Consider the following 21,568-nt stretch of genomic DNA (forward strand, 5'->3'; position numbering starts at 1 on the left):
TAATGCTGTGGTTCGTTTTGCCGGTTATCGCGATTGCTTCCTTCCTGCTGACCTGGGTCCTGCGTCGGTATGCATTGGCTCGCAGTCTTATAGACGTACCTAACGCCCGCAGTTCCCATACTGCACCCACGCCCAGAGGCGGCGGGGTGGCAATTGTCCTATGCTTTTTCGCAGCGGTGGCGGCATCGTTTTTCCTGGGCATCCTGCCATTGAATCCGGTCGCGGCGCTCTTAGGGGCAGGATCGTTGGTGGCTATCCTGGGTTTTCTGGATGATCATGGGCATATTGCTGCCAGATGGCGCCTGTTGGGTCACTTTATCGCCGCGTTTTGGGCGTTATACTGGGTCGGTGGCCTTGCACCGCTTTCCATGTTCGGCATGAACGTGGAGTTGGGTGTTTTTGGTTATGTGGTTGCGGCGTTGTTCCTGGTCTGGATGTTGAATCTTTATAATTTTATGGATGGTATCGACGGGATCGCCAGTGTCGAGGCTATAACGGTCTGCCTGAGTGCTGCGCTGCTAGGTGGGTTGCAGGGTGCTGGCAACGTTGTCGGTCCGTTGTTGCTTGCCAGTGCTGTGCTGGGCTTCCTGTGCTGGAATTACCCGCCTGCGAGGATTTTCATGGGCGATGCCGGGAGTGGTTTCCTGGGTATCACGTTGGGCATTTTTGCACTTCAGTCTGCCTGGATATCGTCTGATCTGTTTTTTGCCTGGCTGATCTTGCTCGGCGTTTTTATCGTGGATGCAACAGTGACGCTGATTCGCCGTCTACTGAGAGGAGAAAAGCTCTACGAAGCTCATCGCAGCCATGCCTACCAATTCGCCTCGCGGCATTACAAGCAACATTTGCCTGTGACATTGACAGTGGGGGCACTTAATCTGCTGTGGCTGCTGCCTATGGCTTTCCTGGTGGTCGAGGGGGTTGTGCAAGGCGTTGTTGGGGTACTGGTAGCGTATGTACCTTTGATTTTACTGGCACTGAAGTTTCGAGCTGGCTTGGCAGAGGGTACTCAGCAGAAACTGGTTTAGGTTTCTGGCCTCTGGATCTTCATCGAGAAGAGACTGACTGTTCAGCCGTTTTATTAGGTACCCAAAGGATTTATGGATAAATTACGAACTTTCTTGCTGGAGCTATCGCGCCGGCAGAAGCGCTTGATTCAAGTGTCTGCGGATATCGTTCTGGTCTGGTTGGCGCTGTGGCTTTCGTTTGTGGTGCGTTTGGGCGTCGATGCGCTGATCAATCCATTCACTGCCCATCAGGTTCTGTTCCTGAGTGCGCCGGCCATCGCGATTCCGTTGTTTATCCGTTTTGGAATGTACCGCGCGGTGATGAGGTACTTTGGCAATGACGCACTTATCGCCATCATCAAGGCTGTCAGCCTCTCTTCGTTGATTCTGGGGATCGTCGTCTTCTGGTACAGCAATCATCAGAACATTGTGCCCAGGTCGATCATCTTCAACTATTGGTGGCTTAGTCTGATCATGATTGGCGGACTGCGCCTGGCGATGCGTCAGTACTTCCTGGGCGACTGGTTCACGGCGGCGCAGCATGTTCCTTTCACGAATCGTGACGATGGATTGCCAAAGGTCGCCATCTATGGCGCAGGTGCTGCCGGTAACCAATTGGTAGCTGCACTGCGTATGGGGCGTGTCATGCGTCCGATAGCGTTTATCGACGACGATAGCAGTATCGCCGATCGGGTGATCGCGGGTCTGCAGGTCTACAAACCCAAAAACATTCAGCGCATGATCGATGTCACGGGGGCTCAGGAAATTCTACTGGCCATTCCCTCGGCAAACCGGGTAAGGCGTCGTGAGATCTTGGGCTTCCTCGAAGGCTTCCCCCTTCACGTACGCAGTATTCCCGGCTTTATGGACTTGGCAAGCGGGCGCGTAAAAGTTGACGACATTCAGGAAGTCGATATCGCCGATCTGTTAGGCCGTGATGCAGTACCGGCCCAGGAGAGCTTGCTCGAGCATTGCATCAAGGAGCAGGTGGTTATGGTGACGGGCGCCGGAGGGTCGATCGGCTCGGAACTGTGCCGCCAGATACTTGAATTGCGCCCGTCGACATTAATAATGTTCGAACATAGCGAGTTCAATCTGTACAGCATCTTGTCCGAGTTGGAGCAGCAGGTTGCCAGGAAGTCCCTTTCCGTACGTCTTTTGCCGATCCTGGGTTCAGTAACCAACCCGCGTAAACTGCTTGACGTGATGAATGTATGGCAAGTGAACACTGTCTACCATGCAGCAGCCTATAAACACGTTCCTATAGTCGAACATAATATTGCCGAAGGTGTTCTGAACAACGTCATTGGTACATTGAATACCGCCCAAGCGGCTCTGCAGGCAGGGGTTGCCAATTTTGTTTTGATTTCCACAGACAAGGCTGTACGTCCTACCAACGTCATGGGCAGTACCAAACGTCTGGCAGAGCTAACGCTGCAGGCGCTTAGCCGGGAAATAGCACCGGTGCTTTTTGGCGATAATGCCAACGTATCACGTGTCAATAAAACCCGTTTCACGATGGTTCGTTTCGGTAATGTTCTCGGCTCGTCAGGTTCGGTCATCCCTTTGTTCCATAAGCAGATAAAGTCAGGTGGACCGCTGACCGTCACTCATCCGAAAATCACCCGATATTTCATGACGATCCCAGAAGCTGCACAACTGGTTATTCAGGCCGGGGCCATGGGGATGGGGGGGATGTTTTCGTATTGGACATGGGAGAACCGGTCAGGATCGTCGAACTGGCCGAGAAGATGATTCATCTGTCGGGCTTCAGTGTGCGTTCGGAAAAGAACCCCCATGGAGACATTGCCATAGAGTTCACGGGGCTGCGGCCTGGAGAGAAGTTGTACGAAGAGTTATTGATTGGCGATAACGTAGTGCAAACTTCTCATCCGATGATTATGAGTGCCAATGAAGACTTCATACCTTGGGATGCGTTGAAGGGTAAATTGGCTGAGTTGATCACCGCCGTCGAGACTGACGATTATTCGCGTGTACGCCAGTTGTTGCGCGATACAGTCAGTGGTTATGCACCCGATGGAGAAATAGTGGACTGGATCCACCAGCAAAGACGACGCGACCCTTGATCAAGGCTGAGCGTTCACTGGTCAGGGTAAGCAACGGTCTCTGCCCCGCTTGTTCTTGAACGATGATAAAGACGTTCGATAAATGCGCAGGGCACACCTTCAGGAAAATTGAGGATGTGCCCATTCTGTTTGGGTGCCGAAACCGTCCAAAGGCTCGTTCAAGCCTGGTTTTGGCCTTCATCCTTGCGCTGCAGTATCTTTGCTGGGTTACCCACCACCGTGACATTGGCGGGCACTGAACGGGTGACCACCGCCCCTGCGCCAATCATCGCGTTCTCCCCAATAGTTATTCCTGGAAGAATAGTGCAATTGGCGCCCAAGGAGGCGCCTTTGCTTATTACGGTTCTGTCGAAGCTTTCAGGATAGACCTTGCTTCTTGGAAAGCGGTCATTGGTGAATGTGGCGTTGGGACCAATAAACACATCGTCTCCGATGGAAACACCATCCCACAGCTGAACACCGCATTTGATTGTTACCCGGTCTCCTACGACGACGTCGTTTTCGATGAACACGTGGTCGCAGATATTGCAGTCCTGGCCGATTTTGGCCCCGGGTAGCAAGTGGGTGAAGGCCCAAACCCGAGTGCCTTTGCCTATCTGGGAGGTTTCGCATAAAGCGTGGGAATGCACGAAGTAATCTTTATGATCGCTCATTGTTATCCGTTCCATTGGATGGTTGGAACACCACCCTGTGTTGGCAAGTTTCGTTAGATTATTGGCTTATAAGCCATTGATCCAGCGGCTGATAATAAAGTAACTGCTCAAATTTTTCTGTGCTACAGGCAAAGCGAAAGAGTCATGGCGATTGATAAACTCGGGAGCAGGGGCCCTTGCAGGGGATTTCGCAGCTCGAAGTAGGTGGCCTTAGCTTGAGCATCGATGTGTTTTTGCCGTCACCGTTTCGCTGGCGTGGGATGCGATTGACCTACCCATTTCGCGTGAGCCCCTGAAAGTCTAATACGCCTCGTTATTACATTTTTTGCAATGGTCGCCTTTTTGACAGCCCTCAATCATCGCCTAAGTTTGGAATGCAGCGTCACAAAGCTGCTTCCTCTTGACGGTATCAAGGAGCTTCATTTTATGCGTAAAGGATATTTTTACCCGCTGATTTTTGCCCTCCTGGCCAATGCCTCGGTCGCGGTAGGCGCGACCGCAGTGGTCAAGCCCGAGGTGGCAATACCTCCTGTGGTGCAGAGCTCGGTGTCTTCGCAAGAGGGCAAGGTGGATTTGAACCAGGCAGATGCTACGACGCTTCAGCGTGAGCTGACTGGGATAGGTAAGGCGAAGGCTGATGCAATTGTTGCATATCGTGAAAGTAATGGTGCTTTTTCATCAGTCGAAGAGTTGTTGGAGGTCAAGGGCATTGGTAAGGCAATCCTGGACAAAAATCGGGATAAACTGGAAGTGAATTGAGCTGAATCAAAAGGAATGGCCAGTCGATGGGACTGGCTTTTTCCGTTTTATCGATAGCGGGCTGCGTGGGTTCGCTCTTTGAGTGAATTGATCCACTTTTTTGCCGCTTATAGGCCATTCAAACTGAAGCATGACGCTGGACTCGACCTCACCGTTCATATCCCGTTGGATGAGCAGCCTCATAGCCTCATTGGCCGCTCGCTAACAGGCGATCAAGGAGCCTTGCCATGTACAAAGACTACCCAGCTGCCTACCAGGTCAGCAAAGGTTCCGCCCTCCAGGTGGACAAGCCTTTCTACGACCGAATCCGTACCCGGCAGGACCAGCGCACGCTGATCGAGCAGTTCGAAGTCCCCATTCGCACTGGCCGTGCCTGGCATGTACCCGCCGGGCACGTCTTTCGTGTCACCACGCCGCAGGGCCCGCAGGTCGGCGACTTCAACGTCTGGAACGCCCACGACCCGCGGGAGCGATTGTGGGCCGCGCGTACCCGGCAGTTGCAGGGCGCCCATGTCAGTACCCACGACCGGTTGTGGTCGAACTTGCCGTTCCTGCGGCCGCTGGTGACCATCACCGACGACAGCCTGGCCGGTTATGGCATCGACGAGCACGGGGGGCGGTTGCACGATCTGCTGGGCACGCGTTGCGACCCTTACGTCAACAAGATGCTGACCGGCGAGGATTTCCACCATCACTGCCATTCGAACCTGACTCGCGCGGTGTTGCCCCACGGCTTGACCGAGTTCGATGTACACGACGTGCTGAATATCTTCCAGTGCACCGGGCTGAACCATGACGACATGTACTTCATGAAGGCCTGTCCGGCACAGAAGGGCGATTACCTGGAGTTCTTTGCCGAAATTGATCTGTTGTGCGCCCTGTCCACCTGCCCGGGCGGTGACCTGTCACTGGCCATGTGGGGGCCGGATGCGCAGGATCCATTGAGCGTCTGTCGGCCACTGGGGGTGGAGATCTATCGGTTGGACGACGCATTGTTGGAAGGCTGGAGCCAGCCTGAGCGGGCGGCGTACAAGGGGTTGCATGGCTTGCACATCGCCAGGGCGGATTGGGAGAAGTAACGCAGTAGGCGGACAGGACGCGGCCTTCTGTGGCGAGGGGATTTATCCCCGCTGGGGCGCGCAGCGGCCCCTTTTAAAACCCACCCAGTCGATCAGATAGACCGCGTGACAGGTTTTGGGGCTGCTGCGCAGCCCAACGGGGATAAATCCCCTCGCCACAAAAGTTTTGTGTCAGGCAGCACTCCACAGTGTTGTGCCAGCCAGCAGCCAGCAGCCAGCACTCAACGATCCTTGGCCTCCTTCGCGTCCATCTCGGCGTTGCGCTCGGCAACACGCTTGCGTTGTTCGTCCGTCAACTCGACCTTGTTGGCGGTGTCGCGCAGCATCATCAGACCACCAACGATCGAGCCGATTGCAACAATCAGAATCAACCAGGCATACCAGGGCATAGGGCTCTCCTTGAGGGCGCGGCCAGTGGGCGTCTGTTCGCCAATCTGCCGCGCCTACCACTTATGAGCGAAGCTCGTTCGCAGTGGTTCCATACTACGCCCGTTCGGCCGGCTTCACCTCAAGGCCCGGTCAGCATTGCATCGGCTGGAGCCGCCGCTCGCAGTTGTGCGGTCAGGGTGAAGTAGACGAAGCCCGCCGCCATGAACGCGACGAAGATCAGGCCGATCAGCGCATTGAACCAGGCCATCGCCACCAGGCATACCACCGCCAATACCAGGGCGATTCCCGGCACGAGAGGGTAGCCCGGCGCGCGGAAGGTGCGCTCCAGGTTGGGCTCGGTTTTGCGCAGTTTGAACAGGCTGAGCATGCTCATGATGTACATGACGATCGCACCGAACACCGCCATGGTGATCATCGCGGCGGTCAGGGTCATGCCGCCGAGGTTGATCAGGCCGTCGCTGTAGATAGCGGCAATGCCGATCAGGCCTCCGGCGATGATGGCGCGGTGTGGCGTCTGGAAGCGTGAGAGCTTGGCCAGGGAGGCGGGCAGGTAGCCGGCGCGCGCCAGGGCGAAGAACTGCCGCGAGTAGCCCAGGATGATGCCGTGGAAACTCGCCACCAGGCCGAACAGGCCGATCCACACCAGCATGTGCAACCAGCCGGAGCTTTCGCCGACCACGGTTTTCATGGCCTGTGGCAGCGGGTCGTTGATGTTCGACAGGGTGCGCCAGTCACCGACGCCGCCGGCGAAGAACATCACCCCCATCGCCAGCACCACCAGGGTCAGGATGCCACTGATGTAGGCCTTGGGGATGGTGCGTTTCGGGTCCCTGGCTTCTTCGGCCGCCATGGCCGCGCCTTCGATGGCCAGGAAGAACCAGATGGCAAACGGGATGGCGGCGAACATCCCGGCAATGGCAGGGGCGCCGAATACGTCGGAACCGGCCCAGCCGTTCAAGGCGAAGTGACTGAAGCTGAAGGCCGGGGCGACAACGCCCATGAACACCAGCAACTCGGCCACCGCCAGGACGCAGACGATCAGTTCGAACGTCGCGGCCAGCTTGACCCCGAGGATGTTCAGGCCCATGAACACGATGTAGGCGCCAACCGCCGCGTGCTTGGGGTCCAGCGCCGGGAATTGCACGTTCAGGTAGGCCCCGATGGCCAAGGCAATGGCGGGCGGCGCGAAGACGAACTCGATCAGCGTCGCCAGCCCGGCGATCAATCCGCCTTTCGCGCCGAAGGCACGACGGCTGTAGGCAAACGGTCCGCCGGCATGGGGAATGGCCGTGGTCAGTTCGGTGAAGCTGAAGATGAAGCAGGTGTACATGGCCGCGACCATGAATGACGTCACCAGAAAACCCAGTGTCCCGGCCACGCCCCAGCCGTAGCTCCAGCCGAAATACTCGCCGGATATCACCAACCCGACGGCGATCCCCCATAAATGCAGGGTGCCCAGCGTGGGTTTGAGTTGTGTGTTCATCGGTGGCTCCCCTCGATCCATAGCAAAAGCGCTGGGGAAGGCAGTGCAGTGGACGTGCCAGTGTGTCGGGGGCGGTCGCAATGGGTGAAATCCTGTCGTATCGGGGATGTTCCTTGCTTGATGTGCCCCTGTTGTGCGCCAGTTGAGGGCGTTGGCGCTGATGGTGCCGCCTTCGCGGGCAAGCCCGCTCCCACACTGGACTTGCGCTGAGCAGTCGGCGGGCTGGCTCGCGAAGAAGCCCGCCCAACCATCGATTCCGCCGATTTTTTACAGATTCTTTATCCCCCAACCGCTCTCTCGATCTCGTTCCTTTACGCCCTCCCTGTCGACAATCACTCCACACACGGCACGACGCCGTACGACGGAGAAATCCCATGAGTGTTCTGGACGGGGTGTCGCTGCTGTTGGCAGTGGCGCTGTTCATTTACCTGCTGGTTGCGCTGTTGCGCGCGGATCGGAACTAGGAGCGGCTATGCACGGTTATGATTTCGGGCTGATCCTCGCTTTTTTCGCCCTGGTGCTGATTCCAGCACCGTTGCTGGGGCGTTTTTACTACCGGGTGATGGAGGGCCAGCGTACCTGGCTCTCTCCGGTTCTCGGACCCGTGGAGCGGGGTTGCTATCGGCTGGCAGGCGTTGATCCCGGCGCTGAGCAGAGCTGGCAGAAATACACCCTGGCCTTGCTCGCGTTCAACCTGGCGGGCTTTGTGCTGTTGTTTGCGATTCTTCTGTTTCAAGGGCATCTGCCGCTCAACACCGAACAACTGCCAGACATGGAATGGACCCAGGCTTTCAACACGGCCGTGAGTTTCATGACCAACACCAACTGGCAGTCCTACAGTGGCGAGGCGTCGGTGAGCTACCTGAGCCAGATGGTCGGCCTGACGGTGCAGAACTTTGTCAGCGCCGCCACCGGACTGGCGGTGCTGGTAGCGTTGTGTCGCGGGATCGGGCGCAAGTCCGCCGCGACGCTGGGCAACTTCTGGGTCGACATGACCCGCGCCACCCTTTACGGGCTGTTGCCGTTGTGCCTGCTGTTGGCGCTCTTCCTGGTGTGGCAGGGCGTGCCGCAGACCTTCGCTCACTATGTGCATGGGATGACCCTGCAGGGCGCCGATCAGGTGATCCCGCTGGGGCCGGCGGCCAGCCAGATTGCGATCAAGCAATTGGGCACCAACGGTGGTGGGTTCTTCGGCGTCAACTCGGCGCACCCGTTCGAGAACCCGACGGCCTGGAGCAACCTGTTCGAGCTCGCGTCGATCATCCTGATTCCCGCCGCGCTGGTGTTCACCTTCGGCCATTACGTCAAGGACCTGCGCCAGAGCCGGGCAATCATCGCCTGCATGCTGGTGCTGTTCCTGATCGGCGGTGCCACGTCGCTGTGGGCCGAGTACCAGCCCAACCCGACCTTGAACAACCCCGCCGTCGAACAAACCGCGTCGCTGGAAGGCAAGGAAGCGCGCTTCGGGACCACCGCGACGGTGCTCTGGTCGGTGACCACCACGGCGGCCTCCAATGGCTCGGTCAACGGCATGCACGACAGCCTCAACCCGCTGAGCGGCATGGTTGCGCTGGTGAACATGATGGTCGGCGAGGTGATTTTCGGCGGTGTCGGCGCAGGGCTCTACGGCATGTTGCTGAACGTGCTGATCGCGGTGTTCCTGTCCGGGTTGATGATCGGCCGCACACCGGAATACCTGGGCAAGAAGCTCGGCGCCCGGGAAGTTCAGTTGCTGGTGGTCACCCTGCTGGTGATGCCGGTGAGTGTGCTGGTGCTGGGCGCCATCGCCGCAAGCCTGCCCGGGCCGGCAGCCGCGGTGAGCAACCCGGGTGCCCACGGTTTCAGCCAGTTGCTGTACGCCTACACCTCGGCGGGGGCGAACAACGGCTCGGCCTTTGGTGGGTTCAGCGCCAATACCCCTTTCCACAACCTGATGCTGGGCCTGGGCATGTTGATCGGTCGTTTCGGCTACATCCTGCCGGTGCTGGCGTTGGCCGGTAGCCTGGCACTGAAGAAAACCGCGCCGATCGGGCAGAACAGCTTCCCCACCCACGGCCCGCTGTTCGTCACTTTGTTGACCGTGACGATTCTGCTGGTGGGCGGCCTGACCTTCCTGCCGACCCTGGCCTTGGGGCCGATCGCCGAACACCTGAGCATGGGCTTCTGAGGAATTGATGATGAATATGCCGATGAGCAAAGCCGTCGTCGCCAAGACGTCGGAACCCCTGAAAACCAACTTCTCGTCCTTGTGGCGGCCAGCGCTGGTGCAAGCGTTCGTCAAGCTCGACCCACGCCAGTTGCACCGGGCCCCGGTGATGCTGGTGGTGGAACTGACCGCCATCCTCACCACTGTGCTGTGCTTCGTTCCCGACACGGCGGTGCCGACGTTCGTCGCCGTGCAGATCGCTCTGTGGCTGTGGTTCACCGTACTGTTCGCCAACTTCGCCGAAGCCTTGGCCGAGGGGCGCGGCAAGGCGCGGGCCGACAGCCTCAAGGCCGGCAGCGAAGGCCTGAGCGCACGGCGCCAGACCGCCAACGGATTTGAAGTGGTGCCCGCTACCCGTCTGCGCAAGGGCGACGTGGTGCGTGTCGCGGCCGGGGAGATGATTCCCGGGGACGGCGAGGTGATCGAAGGCATCGCTGCCGTCAACGAGGCGGCGATCACGGGTGAGTCGGCGCCGGTGATCCGCGAGTCCGGCGGCGATCGTTCGGCGGTCACCGGCAACACTCGGCTGGTCTCCGACTGGTTGCTGGTGCGCATTACCAGCAACCCTGGCGAGTCCACCCTGGACCGCATGATCGCCCTGGTGGAGGGAGCCAAGCGCCAGAAAACCCCGAACGAAGTGGCACTGGACATCCTGCTGATTGGCCTGACGTTGATCTTCCTGCTGGTGGTGGTGACGCTGCAACCCTTCGCCCATTTCGCCAACGGCAGCCTGCCACTGGTGTTCCTGGTGGCACTGTTGGTCACCCTGATTCCCACCACCATCGGTGGGCTGCTGTCGGCCATCGGTATCGCCGGCATGGATCGGCTGGTGCGCTTGAACGTGATCGCCAAGTCCGGTCGCGCGGTGGAGGCGGCGGGGGACGTGCATGTGCTGATGCTGGACAAGACCGGCACCATCACCTTTGGCAACCGACGCTGTGCCGCGGTGCATGCCGCCCCTGGGGTGAGCGCCAGGGAGTTGGCCGAAGGTACGCTGTTTGCCTCGCTGGCCGACGATACGGCCGAAGGCAAGTCTATCGTCGAGTTTCTGCGAGGCCTGCATCCGCTGCCCGAACCTGGCCTCGAGTCGCTGACCGCCGTGCCGTTCAGCGCCGAAACGCGCTTGTCCGGGGTCGATTACCAAGGGCGCATTTATCGAAAGGGCGCCGTGGATTCGCTGCTGGAGTTCATCGGTATGCCACGCAACGAGTTGCCGGCGGCATTGGCCCGGGAAGTCGACAAAATCGCTCAGAGCGGTGGCACGCCGTTGTTGGTGTGCATGGACGGCAAGCTGCTGGGTGTCATTCATCTCAAGGACGTGGTCAAGCCAGGCATTCGCGAACGCTTCGCCGAGTTGCGCAAGTTGGGCATCCGCACGGTGATGGTGACGGGGGACAACCCGCTGACCGCCGCCGCGATTGCCGCAGAGGCAGGCGTCGACGACGTGCTGGCCGAGGCCACGCCGGAGAAAAAACTGGCGCGCATCCGCCATGAGCAGAATGACGGTCGGCTGGTGGCGATGTGCGGCGACGGTGCCAACGACGCCCCGGCCCTGGCCCAGGCCGATGTCGGCATGGCAATGAACGACGGCACCCAGGCGGCGCGGGAAGCGGCCAACATGGTCGACCTCGACAGCGACCCGACCAAGTTGCTGGACGTGGTGCAGATCGGCAAGGAATTGCTGGTGACCCGTGGTGCGCTGACGACGTTCTCCATCGCCAACGACATCGCCAAGTATTTCGCGATCCTGCCGGCGCTGTTCGCCTCGATTTATCCACAGCTCGGCGTGTTGAACGTGATGCACCTGAGCAGCCCGCAAAGCGCGATTGTGTCGGCCATTGTCTTCAACGCCCTGATCATCGTGGTGCTGATCCCCCTGGCCTTGCGCGGCGTACGGGTGCAAGCGGCGAACGCGGCGGCCTTGTTGCGGCGCAACCTGCTGATCTATGGCCTGGGCGGGATCGTGGTGCCGTTCGTGGGGATCAAGCTGATCGACATGGCGTTGACGGCGTTGAGGCTGGTTTGAGGTGACTGCGCTTCTGGCAGGCGCCCTCGCCACACCTGTGTGTTCTGATTCGAGGAGTTTGAAATGTCCACTCTGATACGCCCGGCCCTGAGCCTGATTCTGCTGATGACCCTGGTCACCGGTGTCGCTTACCCACTGGTGGTCACGGGCGTGGCGCAAGTCGCGTTTCCCGCCCAGGCCAACGGCAGCCTGGTGAGGGATGCCGAGGGCAAGGTCCGCGGCTCGTTGTTGATCGCCCAGGACTTCACGGGCGACGCCTGGTTTCATCCACGGCCATCGGCCGCGGCCTTCGCCACGGTCGCCAGTGGCGCGAGCAATCTGTCACCCAGTAATCCGGCCCTGGCGGCACGAGTGATCGCCGACGCCGAGAAGTTGCAGGTGCCCGGCGCAGGCCCGGTGCCGCTGGCGCTGCTGACCACCTCCGGCAGTGGCTTGGACCCGCACTTGCCACCGAGCGCAATTGCCTATCAACTGGCGCGTGTCGCTGCGGCGCGCAACCTGCCGCTCTCGACGCTGGAGCAACTGCTCGATGCCCATGTCGAGCAACCCCTGGTGGGTCCGCCGGTGGTGAATGTCCTGGCGCTGAACCTGGCGCTGCAAAAGCTGTAAACCCTGTGGGAGCGAGCTTGCTCGCGATGGCTTTGTATCAGTCGGCCTGAGTGGCGACTGTCCCACCGCCATCGCCAGCAAGCTCGCTCTCACAAGGGCTTGATTAATGCCTGAACGAGACCCCCAACATGAGCGATTCCGGCCGCGCCGACGCACTGTTAGCCCATCTACCGCGCAACGGCCGTGGCCGGCTCAAGGTCTTTCTTGGCGCGGCGCCCGGCGTGGGCAAGACCTACGCCATGCTGCAAGCGGCCCACACCCAACTGCGCCAGGGCGTGAAGGTGATTGCCGGTGTGGTCGAGACCCACGGACGCAGTGAAACCGAAGCGCTGTTGGGCGGCCTGCCGCAGCAGCCGCTGGTGCGTTCGGAGTATCGCGGCGTGATGCTCGAGGAGATGGACCTCGACGGTCTGCTCGCGGCCCGGCCGGCCCTGGCCCTGGTGGATGAGCTGGCCCACAGCAACGCCCCGGGCAGCCGCCACCTCAAGCGCTGGCAAGACATCCAGGACCTGCTCGCCGCCGGTATCGATGTCTACACCACCGTCAACGTCCAGCACCTGGAAAGCCTCAACGACCAGGTGCGCGGCATCACGGGCGTGCAGGTGCGCGAGACGCTGCCGGACTGGGTCCTGCAGGAGGCCGACGAGTTGCTGCTGATCGACCTGCCGCCGCGCGAGCTGCTGGAGCGCCTGCGCGATGGCAAGGTCTACGTACCGGAACAGGCTCGCGCGGCCATCGACGCCTTCTTCACCCAGACCAACCTGACCGCCTTGCGCGAGCTGGCCATGCAGACCGCCGCTGCCCAGGTCGATAACGATCTGGCCCAGGGCTATCGACAACTGGGCCAGGCCGCTCCGGCTGTGCGTGGGCGATTGCTGGTGGGCGTGGACGGTGACCTCCAGGCGGAGCGTCTGGTACGCCACGCCAGTCGCGTCGCCCAGCGGCGGCATTTGCCATGGAGCCTGGTGCACGTGGACAACGGCAGTGTCCGCGACGAAGCCTCGCGCCAGCGCTTGCAGAATGCCCAGCAACTGGCCGAACGCCTGGGTGGCGAAGTGGTGCTACTACGGGCCGCGGAGGTGGCCCGGACACTGATCCAGCATGCCAGCGAACGTCGCGCCACACTGTTGCTGGTGGGCCAGTCCAGCCCTCGTCTGCGTCGACGTTGGCTGGGCGGTGGCCTGGCCTCACGGCTGCTGCGCGATGCCCGAGGCCTGGAAATCAACGTGCTGGACGGCGACGAACAACCGCGCCCGGCTCGTGTGCGTTCAAGCAGCGTGCAGACCGGCTTCGATTACGTGCTGGCATTGGTCGCGACAGTCATGGCCAGTGCCCTGGCTTGGGGGATCTCGGGGGTGTTGGCGTTGCCCAATATTTCCCTGGTGTTCCTGATGGCGGTGTTGCTGGTGGCCGTGCGCAGCAGCCTCGGCCCGGCGCTGGCTTGTGCGGCGCTGTCGTTCCTGGCCTACGACTTCCTGTTCATCCCGCCCAATTTTTCCCTCACTATCCAGCGCGAAGAAGACGTGCTGACCCTGGTGTTCTTTCTCTTGATGGCGGCGTTGACCGGCAACCTGGCCGCCCGCCAGCGTCGCCAGTTGCAGGCGCTGCGCGACACCCAGCAGGAAACCAGTGAACTGCTCGACCTGTCGCGCAAGCTCACCGCCGCTACCGATCGCCAGGCCGTCATCAGCGCCGCCACGCAGCACCTCGGTGGCGGGCACGACTTGCAACTGTGCCTGCTCAACCGCGACGGCCAAGGTCACTGGAAGGTCGAGAGCGGCGAACCGCTGACGTTCACCGAAGCCGAACGCGCGGCCGCCGATTGGTCCTGGCAGCACGATCAACCGGCCGGCGCCGGCACCGGGACGTTGCCATCCGGACGCTGGTGGTGGTGGCCGCTGTCGGCAGAGGGCGGCCCGCTGGCCTTGCTGGGTGTGTGTCCGATGGAAGGCTCGCAGCTCAGTGGCCAGCGCCGCCGTTTGCTGGCGGCTCTCAGCCAGCCATTGGCCCAGGCGCTGGCCCGGGCACAATTGGCCCAGGACCTGGAAGCGGCGCGCCTGCACGGGGAAACCGAACAGTTGCGCAGTGCCTTGCTGGCGTCGGTGTCCCATGATTTGCGCACACCGCTAACCGCCATGCGTGGCAGCATCGACAGCCTGCTGGCGCTGGGCGAGGCGATCCCGCTGGAGGACCGCCGCGAATTGCTCGAAGGGACGCGCGATGAGGCCGAACGACTGGACCGCTATATCCAGAACCTGCTGGACATGACCCGCCTGGGGCACGGCGCGCTGAAACTGGCGCGCGATTGGGTGTCGCCGGCCGATATCGTCGGCAGTGCCCTGAACCGCCTGCGCGCGGTGTTGGCGCCCCTGGCGCTTGCGGTTGAAGCCTCGCCTGAACTGCCGTTGCTGTACGTCCATGCGGCGCTGATCGAGCAGGCGCTGGTGAACGTGCTGGAGAACGCTGCGCGTTTCTCGCCGGCCCACGGGCGGCTCCGGTTGAGTGCCGGGGCGACGGACAGCGAGGTGTTCTTTGCCGTCGCCGATGAAGGGCCGGGCATTCCCGAAGAAGAGCGGGAGAAGATCTTCGACATGTTCTACACCGCTGCCCGTGGCGACCGCGGCGGGCAGGGCACCGGGCTGGGGTTGGCGATCTGTCAGGGCATGGTCGGCGCCCATGGTGGGCGCATCAGCGTGGGTGATGGCCTGGACGGGCGCGGCACCTGCATCACTTTGCACCTGCCGTTGCAGACGCAACCGGGCCTGGACGATGAAGCCTGAGCGGCCCTGCGATATGCTTGCCGCTTGCTACCCACCCAGCGTTGAACGAGCCCCATGAACCAGACCGCGACCCTCTTGGTCATCGATGACGAACCGCAGATCCGCAAGTTCTTGCGTATCAGCCTGGCCTCCCAAGGCTACAAGGTGTTGGAGGCCGGCACGGGGGCGCAAGGGCTTGCCCAGGCGGCGCTGAACAAGCCCGATTTGCTGGTGCTCGACCTGGGGTTGCCGGACATGGACGGCCAGCAGGTGCTGCGCGAGTTGCGCCAATGGTCGACGGTGCCGGTAATGGTGCTCTCGGTGCGAGCCAGCGAAGCGCAGAAGGTCGAAGCGCTGGACAACGGCGCCAATGATTACGTGACCAAGCCGTTCGGGATCCAGGAGTTCCTCGCCCGCATCCGCGCCCTGTTGCGCCAGGCCCCGGCCGGGGCGCCTGAGGAAGCGGCGCTGCGATTCGGCCCGCTGACGGTGGACCTGGCCTACCGACGGGTGTTGCTGGATGGCGCCGAGGTGGCCCTGACCCGTAAGGAATATGCGGTTCTGGCGCAGTTGGCGCGGCACCCGGGGCGGGTCATCACCCAGCAGCAACTGCTCAAGGACATCTGGGGCCCGACCCATGTCGAAGACAGCCATTACCTGCGGATCGTGGTCGGTCACCTGCGCCAGAAACTGGCCGACGACCCGACCCGGCCTCGCTTCATCGCGACCGAGGCGGGGGTGGGGTATCGGTTGTTGGGGGAGGGTGGGCCTTAACCCATCGGGCTTCAGTCAAACGCCGTTGTGGCGAGGGGATTTATCCCCGCTGGGCTGCGAAGCAGCCCCAAACCAGGCCTTGGAGTGGAGCAGAACGATTGAGGGGGTGCGCTTGGCGCCCCAGCGGGGATAAATCCCCTCGCCACCAGAGCGTGGCGATGATCATATCTATTTCTGCTCATTCTCATACCGATCCAGCGTGTCGCTGGCAATCTCCCGCCCCAGCGCGATCAGCTCCGGGGCCTTGTAGAACTCGAAGAAACGGCACACCCGCTTCGGCACGTTGATCAGTACATCCGGCGGATAACCGGCAATCTTGTACTGGGCCAATGACGTCTGCATCACCTCGAAACTCTGGTTGATCAAATCCAGCAACGAGGCCGGACCGACGTTGTCGATGATGAACGAACCCGTGGCGGATTTCGGCGCGCCTTCGGCCTCGGGCGCCGCGGCCGGTTGCTGGCCTTCGGGTTCCGCCGATTCCAGCCAGGGATTGATCTCGGCCGCCTCGGCCTTCAGCGCCTCCTGTTCCAGCAGCAACAGTTGCTCGGCCTGCTTGCGGCGAAACGGCAGGCGCGAACCCAGCGAGCTGACGAGGGTGTCGAAGCGTCGCCGGAACGCGGCGGGGCGCTGGATGACCGGGAGCTTGTACTGCTTCTGGTTGGTGGCGTTGAGGTTGACCGCGATGATCAGGTCGCAATGGCTCGACACGACCGGCACGATCGGCAGCGGGTTGAGCAGGCCACCGTCCACCAGCATGCGGTTGCCCTGCATCACCGGGGTGAACAGACTGGGGATGGCCGCCGAGGCACGCATCGCCTGATGCAGGCAGCCTTCCTGGAACCAGATTTCCTGCTGGTTGGTCAGGTCGGTGGCAACGGCGGTGTAGGGAATGCGCAGGTCTTCGATGTTGAGTTCGCCGACGATCTTGCGGATCTGGCCGAAGACTTTCTCGCCGCGAATCGCTCCCAGGCGAAAGCTCACGTCCACCAGCCGCAGGACATCCAGGTAGTCGAGGCTTTCAATCCAGTGGCGGTAATCCTTGAGCTTGCCGGCGGCATAGATCCCGCCGACCACCGCGCCCATCGAACAACCGGCGATGCAGGCAATGTCGTAGCCACGTCGTTCGATTTCTTCGATCACCCCGATATGGGCATAGCCCCGGGCGCCGCCCGATCCCAGTACCAATGCGACACGTTTTGTCATGACCCGGCCTCTTGTCGAACAGACTTCAACAATGCACTGATCAGCGGCTTGGCTCAATCGTTGTGGCGCAGGCGTCGTTTTTTGACACGCCGCCGTGGCATTTGCGTATGCTCGCCCACGCTGGAATATACGCGGCTGGCCTCGGCACTTTTTGCCGGCGAAACCGTCTTACCTGCACGACTGTTTACCTGACTCGAGGTGTAATGATGAAAGCCCGGATCTGCCTTCCCCTGGTAGCTTCCCTGATGGTTCTGGCCCTGACCGGTTGCGCGGCCAAGACCGCTTACCGTGACAGCTGCGGTACCCAGCTCGATGCCGCCTGGCATGAACTGGACCTGGCCAAGGCCGAAGGCTTTGCCGGCACCGTCAGCTACTCCAAGGCACTGTCGCTGTTGACCGGCGCCAAGACCCAGCAGCAATTCGAAGCGTTCGAAGGTTGCTCCAAAAAAGCCGAGAAGGCGCGCTTCTACATTCGTGAGTCTCGCGCTGGCCGTTGAGCCCCGCGAATCCATTACAGGACGTTAAAAGCAGCGACAAGCGATGGGTTGCAGGCTACAAGTGAAGGGCGCACCGTGTTCCTCACTTGTAGTCCGCAGCGCTAAGCTGCTTACGGAGTAGTGTCCATGATCGATCGGCTGGTGGCCCGGATACTGGGCCTGGAAGTCCGCCTGCTGGCCTGTCAGGCCCGCCTCAATGCCCATACCGACAGCGAAGCGCTGCATGACCTGCGGACCACCGTCCGCCGCCTGCGCAGTCTGCTTCGTCCGCTGCGTGGCTTGCCCGGGGTCGAACAGCTGGAAACCGCCGCTTCCGCGGTCGGCACCCTGACCACGCCGTTGCGCGACCGGGAAGTCCTGGCGGCCTACCTCGAACAACATGGCCAAGTGGAGGCGGCGCGCCGCCGCCGGGCGCTGATGGCCGACGCGTACCCCAGCGTGGCCGGCAGCCCGGAGCTGGGCCAGTTGCTGATGATCCTCGATGCCTTTCCTCGCTTCATTCGCGCTGCCCAGCGGGAGGGGCTGCTCAAGGGCTTGCGCAAGCGCATCGAAAAGCGCCTGGACAAACAATGGCAAAAACTCGGTGAAGCTTTGCGCGACCCTGCCCATGACCGTCACCGGTTGCGCCTGCTGATCAAGCGTGTGCGCTACGCCCTCGAAGCCTACCCTGAACTCGACCGCTTGCCCGAGGCGGCCATGCCACGGCTCAAGTCCGCCCAGGGCGCGCTGGGTGACTGGCACGACTGCTGGCAATGGCTGGCCAGGGCCGAGGAAGAGGCCGACCTGCGATCCTGCGTGCCCACCTGGCAGCGCACGATGGAAAAGGCCGAGGCCAAGTCCGACAGGGTGCTCGATAAGCTCATTGCGAGCTGCTTCGAAAAATCCTGAGTTTCCCTGTGTGGGGGCGAGCTCGCTCCCACTGATTCAATAGCGGCGGCTTATCTGCCAGTCTCTTTGGCCGGAATGAGCGCTGTGCCGCTTGCCGGCGCTGGTTAAGATCCCTTCATCTCTTTTCCCTGCTTTCGAGGTCGTCATGCGCTTTTCCGATTTGATCGATGCCGTGCGCCGTCAACCAGAGGCCGTCACCATCGCGCCTGAATGGGGCCAGGGGCGCGCCACGTTTGGCGGGTTGGTGGCGGCGTTGCAGTATGAGGCGATGCGTGCCCGGGTGCCGGCGGATCGCCCGGTACGTTCACTCGCGATCACGTTTGTCGGCCCGGTCGAGCCGGATGTGCCGGTCAGCTTTGAAGTCGATGTACTGCGCGAAGGCAAGGCGGTGAGCCAGGTGTTGGGGCGCGCCGTGCAGAACGGCCAGGTGGTGACGGTGGTGCAGGGCAGTTTTGGTGCCTCGCGTTCTTCCGTGGTGGCGGTTCAGGCCGACCCGGCGCCGGAGTTCAAGAGCGTGGAACAGTGCCAGGAGCTGCCTTACGTCAAGGGCGCTACCCCTGAATTCATGCGTCACCTGGCCATGTGCTGGAGCGTCGGTGGCTTGCCGTTCACCGGCAACACATCCCTCAGCATGGGTGGTTGGGTGCGTCTGCGCGGTGACGTGAAAGAAGAACCGTTGAACGAGAGCCACATCCTGGCGCTGGTGGATGCCTGGCCACCGGCATTGCTGCCTCATCTCAAGCAAATGGCCCCGGGCAGCACGTTGACCTGGACCATCGAGTTTGTCCAGCCGTTGCTGGAGCTGACGACCCTGGACTGGTGCAAGTATTTGGCCGAGATCGACCATGCCCAGGATGGCTACGGCCATGTCGCCGCCAAATTCTGGAGCGCCGATGGCCGCTTGATCGCCTTGAGCCGGCAGACGGTGACGATTTTCGCCTGAGGCGATGGATCACGGATGGTGGCGCTGCAACCCCAATGCGGCGACCACGCCGATGGTGCCGATGGCGATGTCCGCCGCGCTGGCACTGAACACCCCGGACACAAGCAGCAGGAACGCAATGATGAACAGCGGCACCGCCATCAGGTGCAACACCTGGTGGGTCGGTTGGCGGTCAGGGGCGGGCCAGGTGCGCCATTGCCAAGCGGGTAAGTGAGGGTGACGTTTGCCCATGATGCATGTCCTTGAGTTCACGAAATCGAATAACCCAAGAATAGGCCCGGCCGGGTGAAGCGGCGAATCGCGCTTGGCTATCGATGTGATAGGGCGAAACAGGTGTTGGGAAGATCCACTTTTTGTGGCGAGGGGATTTATCCCCGTTGGGGTGCGAAGCGCCCTCAAAGGCGCCTCCGTAAGGTTGGGTACCTCGGTCAAATGCTTTGGGGCCGCTGCGCGACCCAACGGGGATAAATCCCCTCGCCACAAACAGCAGCCACCCCAGGCCGGTAGGATTGGCGCCCTAAAACTTCAACTGCCCGATCGCTTTGTTCAACTCGCCCGCCAGGGTCGCCAGCTCATGGCTGGTGGTGGCCGAGTCGACGGTTTGGCGCACGGTGTTTTCGGTGACGTCGCGAATGCTCACCACCGCCCGGTTCATGTCCTCGGCAACCTGGCTCTGCTGTTCGGCCGCGACGGCGATCTGGGTGTTGCTCTCGCGCATCTGGGCCACGGCGGCGGTGATCTGCGCCAACGCATCGCCGGCCTCGCGGGCCTGTTGCACGCAGTCGTCGGCCTTGTACGAGCTCTCCTGCATGAAGTCCACGGCGTCCCGTGTACCGGCCTGCAGGGCCACGATCATGGTGGTGATTTCGTCCGTGGAAATCTGCACCCGCTTGGCCAGGTTGCGGACCTCATCGGCGACCACGGCAAAGCCCCGTCCCATTTCCCCGGCCCGTGCCGCCTCGATGGCAGCGTTCAACGCCAGCAGGTTGGTTTGTTCGGCAATGCTGTGGATCACACTGACCACGCCACTGATCTTCTGGCTGTCTTCGGCCAGGCGCTGGATCATCTCGGCGGTCTGTTGCACCCCCGAGGACAGCCCGGTGATCGACTGCTGAACGCGGCTCACCACGTCATGACCGTTGCCGGCCAAGGTGTCGGCGGTCTTCGACAGGTCACGGGTGGCGCTGGCGTGCTGGGCGATGTGGTAGACCGTGGCAGACATCTCGTTGATCGCCGTGGCGGCCTGGTCGGTCTCGCTCTGCTGGCCGAGCATGCCGTGGCGCACGTCGGTCATGCTCGACGCCAGGCGTGCCGCGCCGGTGTCCAACTGCCGAGCCGTGCTGGCGACGGTGTCCACGACCCGTTGATAACCGGCCTGCATGGCATTGAACGCGGCCGCCATCTGGCCCACTTCATCCTTGCAGGCCAAGGGGACGCGGGCGGACAGGTCACCGGTTTTTTCCACGTGCAGCATGACGTCCTTCAGCGTGTTGAGCTGGCTGAGCAGGAAGCGGATCAACAGTTGCGAGGCCCCCAGCATTGCCAGCATCAGCACGAATACCGCCACGGCGTATTGGCTGAAGCGTTCGCCAAACACCTGGCCCAGGCTGACGCCATGGGCCAGGATGGCCAGTTGTTGGCCGTCGCCGCGCCGGATCACTTCGGCGCCCAGCAGCGGGTCATCGCCCAACAGCGGGCTGGCATCCAGTTCGACCCAGCCGTTGGCTTGCGTCAGTGCCGGCAGCGGCTGTTCATTGAACACCGGTACCTGGTCGCGCTGGAGCGCCAGGACGGTGCCGACCTTGGGCAGCGCCTGCCCGGCCGGCCAGGCGCCCAACAGGTACGCCTGGGCCTGGGCATTGGCCTGGGCCGCATGATTGCGCGCCTGCTGTTCAAGGTGCACTGCGTAGAGCACCAGCAGCAGGGTGGTGACAAAGGCGACCGCGTTGACCGCCCAGAATTTGTACTTCAGTGAGATATTGCTAAGCCAGGCACCCATGGAAGGTCTTCTCTGATAGCGGAAACAGTTTTGGCAAGGTGCCATTATTGTGCCGCTCCCCCAGGGCTGGGAGGTTGATGTGGGTCAACAGACACCCCGAAACCCTCTGTGGGAGCGGGCTTGCTCGCGAAGGCGGTGGGTCATTCACAGCAGGATGAACGGGTCTAGTGCATTCGCGAGCAAGCCCGCTCCCACACAGAGGT

17 protein-coding genes and 2 pseudogenes are annotated in these 21,568 nt (G+C 61.5%); 13 read left to right on the top strand and 6 right to left on the bottom strand.

Features of this window, described 5'->3' with window-relative positions:
• Positions 1-2: 2 nt before the first annotated feature.
• Positions 3-1,028: a glycosyltransferase family 4 protein gene (locus KI241_RS07895; RefSeq protein WP_212803539.1), complete on the top strand. Its 1,026-nt coding sequence runs from the start codon at positions 3-5 to the stop codon at positions 1,026-1,028.
• 72 nt (positions 1,029-1,100) lie between these two features.
• Positions 1,101-3,094 (top strand): annotated as a pseudogene (locus KI241_RS07900) (nucleoside-diphosphate sugar epimerase/dehydratase).
• A 158-nt stretch (positions 3,095-3,252) separates the two neighbouring features.
• Here the strand turns inward: KI241_RS07900 and KI241_RS07905 are convergent.
• Positions 3,253-3,747, bottom strand: coding sequence for an acyltransferase (locus tag KI241_RS07905; RefSeq protein WP_042728061.1), 495 nt, complete (start codon positions 3,745-3,747; stop codon positions 3,253-3,255).
• Between the two features lie 426 nt (positions 3,748-4,173).
• On the opposite strand from KI241_RS07905, the gene KI241_RS07910 reads away from it, so the two are divergent.
• Complete coding sequence (locus tag KI241_RS07910) at positions 4,174-4,506, top strand: ComEA family DNA-binding protein (RefSeq protein ID WP_212803540.1); 333 nt, start codon at positions 4,174-4,176, stop codon at positions 4,504-4,506.
• A gap of 227 nt (positions 4,507-4,733) precedes the next feature.
• Complete coding sequence (locus tag KI241_RS07915; protein WP_042728059.1) at positions 4,734-5,585, top strand: DUF1989 domain-containing protein; 852 nt, start codon at positions 4,734-4,736, stop codon at positions 5,583-5,585.
• Between the two features lie 221 nt (positions 5,586-5,806).
• Here the strand turns inward: KI241_RS07915 and KI241_RS07920 are convergent, their stop codons facing one another.
• The gene (locus KI241_RS07920; RefSeq protein WP_003183831.1) at positions 5,807-5,974 is read right to left on the bottom strand and encodes a DUF2897 family protein; all 168 of its coding nucleotides are present in this window, start codon (positions 5,972-5,974) and stop codon (positions 5,807-5,809) included.
• 119 nt (positions 5,975-6,093) lie between these two features.
• On the bottom strand, positions 6,094-7,458 hold the full coding sequence (eat, locus tag KI241_RS07925; protein WP_042728058.1) for an ethanolamine permease: 1,365 nt from the start codon (positions 7,456-7,458) through the stop codon (positions 6,094-6,096).
• Positions 7,459-7,832: 374 nt separating this feature from the next.
• Here eat and kdpF point away from each other — a divergent pair, with 374 nt between their 5' ends.
• The 6 genes from kdpF to KI241_RS07955 all read left to right on the top strand — a co-directional run bounded on the left by kdpF (position 7,833) and on the right by KI241_RS07955 (position 15,832).
• Positions 7,833-7,922, top strand: coding sequence for a K(+)-transporting ATPase subunit F (kdpF, locus tag KI241_RS07930; RefSeq protein ID WP_003218754.1), 90 nt, complete (start codon positions 7,833-7,835; stop codon positions 7,920-7,922).
• Between the two features lie 8 nt (positions 7,923-7,930).
• On the top strand, positions 7,931-9,625 hold the full coding sequence (gene kdpA / locus KI241_RS07935; protein WP_212803541.1) for a potassium-transporting ATPase subunit KdpA: 1,695 nt from the start codon (positions 7,931-7,933) through the stop codon (positions 9,623-9,625).
• Between the two features lie 16 nt (positions 9,626-9,641).
• Positions 9,642-11,690: a potassium-transporting ATPase subunit KdpB gene (gene kdpB, locus KI241_RS07940; protein WP_244868286.1), complete on the top strand. Its 2,049-nt coding sequence runs from the start codon at positions 9,642-9,644 to the stop codon at positions 11,688-11,690.
• A gap of 63 nt (positions 11,691-11,753) precedes the next feature.
• Entirely contained in the window at positions 11,754-12,299 is a 546-nt protein-coding gene (kdpC, locus tag KI241_RS07945; RefSeq protein ID WP_212803543.1) for a potassium-transporting ATPase subunit KdpC, read from the top strand.
• 128 nt (positions 12,300-12,427) lie between these two features.
• Positions 12,428-15,079 carry a sensor histidine kinase KdpD gene (locus KI241_RS07950; RefSeq protein ID WP_212803544.1) on the top strand — a complete coding sequence of 884 codons (2,652 nt, stop codon included), beginning with the start codon at positions 12,428-12,430 and terminating at the stop codon, positions 15,077-15,079.
• Positions 15,080-15,133: 54 nt separating this feature from the next.
• Positions 15,134-15,832, top strand: a complete 699-nt coding sequence (locus tag KI241_RS07955; RefSeq protein WP_047737555.1) for a response regulator — start codon at positions 15,134-15,136, stop codon at positions 15,830-15,832.
• A 168-nt stretch (positions 15,833-16,000) separates the two neighbouring features.
• Here KI241_RS07955 and KI241_RS07960 read toward each other — a convergent pair whose 3' ends face one another.
• On the bottom strand, positions 16,001-17,038 hold the full coding sequence (locus KI241_RS07960; protein WP_042728337.1) for a patatin-like phospholipase family protein: 1,038 nt from the start codon (positions 17,036-17,038) through the stop codon (positions 16,001-16,003).
• A 206-nt stretch (positions 17,039-17,244) separates the two neighbouring features.
• On the opposite strand from KI241_RS07960, the gene KI241_RS07965 reads away from it, so the two are divergent.
• The 3 genes from KI241_RS07965 to KI241_RS07975 all read left to right on the top strand — a co-directional run bounded on the left by KI241_RS07965 (position 17,245) and on the right by KI241_RS07975 (position 19,366).
• On the top strand, positions 17,245-17,535 hold the full coding sequence (locus KI241_RS07965) for a hypothetical protein (RefSeq protein WP_042728340.1): 291 nt from the start codon (positions 17,245-17,247) through the stop codon (positions 17,533-17,535).
• A gap of 126 nt (positions 17,536-17,661) precedes the next feature.
• Positions 17,662-18,423, top strand: coding sequence for a CHAD domain-containing protein (locus tag KI241_RS07970; protein ID WP_042728336.1), 762 nt, complete (start codon positions 17,662-17,664; stop codon positions 18,421-18,423).
• Positions 18,424-18,568: 145 nt separating this feature from the next.
• Positions 18,569-19,366 (top strand): acyl-CoA thioesterase domain-containing protein, encoded by a 798-nt coding sequence (locus tag KI241_RS07975; protein ID WP_212803545.1) that lies wholly within the window; start codon positions 18,569-18,571, stop codon positions 19,364-19,366.
• Between the two features lie 18 nt (positions 19,367-19,384).
• Here the strand turns inward: KI241_RS07975 and KI241_RS07980 are convergent.
• A pseudogene (locus KI241_RS07980) lies at positions 19,385-19,597 on the bottom strand (terminase); the annotation flags it as partial.
• A 286-nt stretch (positions 19,598-19,883) separates the two neighbouring features.
• Positions 19,884-21,365 (bottom strand): methyl-accepting chemotaxis protein, encoded by a 1,482-nt coding sequence (locus KI241_RS07985; RefSeq protein ID WP_123578576.1) that lies wholly within the window; start codon positions 21,363-21,365, stop codon positions 19,884-19,886.
• Positions 21,366-21,568: the final 203 nt, after the last annotated feature.

The sequence above is a fragment of the Pseudomonas sp. Cab53 genome (assembly GCF_018325965.1).
GTDB classification, from domain to species: Bacteria; Pseudomonadota; Gammaproteobacteria; order Pseudomonadales; family Pseudomonadaceae; genus Aquipseudomonas; species Aquipseudomonas chlororaphis_E.